This is a genomic window from Aporhodopirellula sallentina SM41 (assembly GCF_000346505.1).
GTDB lineage: Bacteria > Planctomycetota > Planctomycetia > Pirellulales > Pirellulaceae > Rhodopirellula > Rhodopirellula sallentina.
Genome location: NZ_ANOH01000429.1, coordinates 1 through 1,569, shown reverse-complemented (window position 1 = coordinate 1,569; position 1,569 = coordinate 1). Strand labels below are relative to the sequence as shown.

The 1,569-nt window shown below is 54.9% G+C and carries 1 protein-coding gene; it reads left to right on the top strand.

Annotated features, from left to right (window positions below; all coding sequences use genetic code 11):
- The first annotated feature begins 11 nt into the window (after window positions 1-11).
- Window positions 12-1,439: an IS1380 family transposase gene (locus RSSM_RS27640; protein WP_315850033.1), complete on the top strand. Its 1,428-nt coding sequence runs from the start codon at window positions 12-14 to the stop codon at window positions 1,437-1,439.
- Window positions 1,440-1,569: the final 130 nt, after the last annotated feature.

The window sequence follows — 1,569 nt, the reverse complement described above, 5'->3', positions numbered from 1 at the left end:
CGAGAACCAAGATCCAACTCGCCGAGAAACAGCAGGCCGTCAACTGCGGGGGACTTGCCGCGATCGTCGAGCTCATAAAAACGCTTGCCCTCCGAAAGGAACTCAACCGAGCGGCCAATGTGCTGAAGATGCATCTTCCCTATGACGAAGCCGATCACATTCTCAATATCGCACTGAACTTGCTTGCCGGCGGGACCTGCCTGGATCACATCGAACACCGACGCAATGACGAAGCCTATCTCGATGCCCTCGGAGCCGAGCGTATCCCCGATCCGACCACAGCCGGTGACTTTTGTCGGCGATTCAGCCACACGAAATTGATCCAAGTGATGCAGGCGATCAATCGTGTTCGGCAGTCGGTCTGGAGAGAGCAGGAAGACAGCTTCTTTGATTGTGCGACCATCGAAGCCGACGGCACGATGGTCGAAACTGCCGGCGAAAAGAAGGAAGGCATCGGAATCAGCTACAAGGGACAGTGGGGTTATCATCCTCTGGTGGTGACGCTCGCCGAAACTCAGGAGTTGCTTTACATTCACAATCGCCCTGGCAATCGAGTCAGCGAAGAAGATTCAGCACACTTCTACGACTTGGCGATCGAACAATGCCAACAGGCGGGCTTTCGAAGAATCGTCCTGCGTGGCGATACGGCATTTTCTTCGACCGAGCATTTGGATCGCTGGGATGATTCGGGCGTGAAATTTGTCCTTGGCTACTCGGCACACCGGAATCTTTGCCAGATCGCCGATTCCTTGCCAAAATCCGCATGGAAACGGCTCGATCGATCCTCAGCGAGTCCAGCCAATCAGGCGACGCGTGCGAAACGTCCGAAAGTGAAGGAGCGCATCGTGGTCGCGGGTGGCTACAAGAACAAACGACTGACCGGTGAGAGTTACGCCGAATTCGAGTACCGTCCCACGGCATGCGAGAAGCCATACCGAATGGTTGTCGTGCGGAAAGACATTGATGTGACCAGTGGGCAGCAATTGTTGTTCACTGAAGAAAAGTACTTCTTTTACATCAGCAATGAATCTTCCGACGATGTCCCCGCTCGCGAAGTGATTCGTGCCAGTAACAAACGTTGCGACCAAGAAAACACGATCAGTCAACTGAACGCCAGCGGCGCTCTCAGCGCTCCGCTGGACAATTTAGAGAGCAACATGGCCTACATGGTGTTCGCGTCACTGGCTTGGACGTTGAAAACATGGAGCGGAATGCTGATCCGGGTCAAAGGCAACCAAGGTCAGCGGCGAGTCCGACGAGAAGCACGCAACCGCATCGTTCGGATGGAATTCTGGACGTACTTGAACACGCTGATGCTCCTTCCAGCACAAGTCATTCGTTCATCGCGTCGGCGAGTCTTTCGCTTGCTGACTTATCGCCCGACAGTGGACCTGCTGATGATGATGCATGACCACATTGGTCAGCCGTTGCGCTGTTGACGAACGACTCATCGAAGCCGAAGTCCGGATGCTTCGGTCCGCCGCGGCGCCTAACCCAGAAGAGAATCCAACCATGCAAACCGCCAACACCAACCAACGACAAGCGGGGCTACCGGTCTGCCACGAGTTT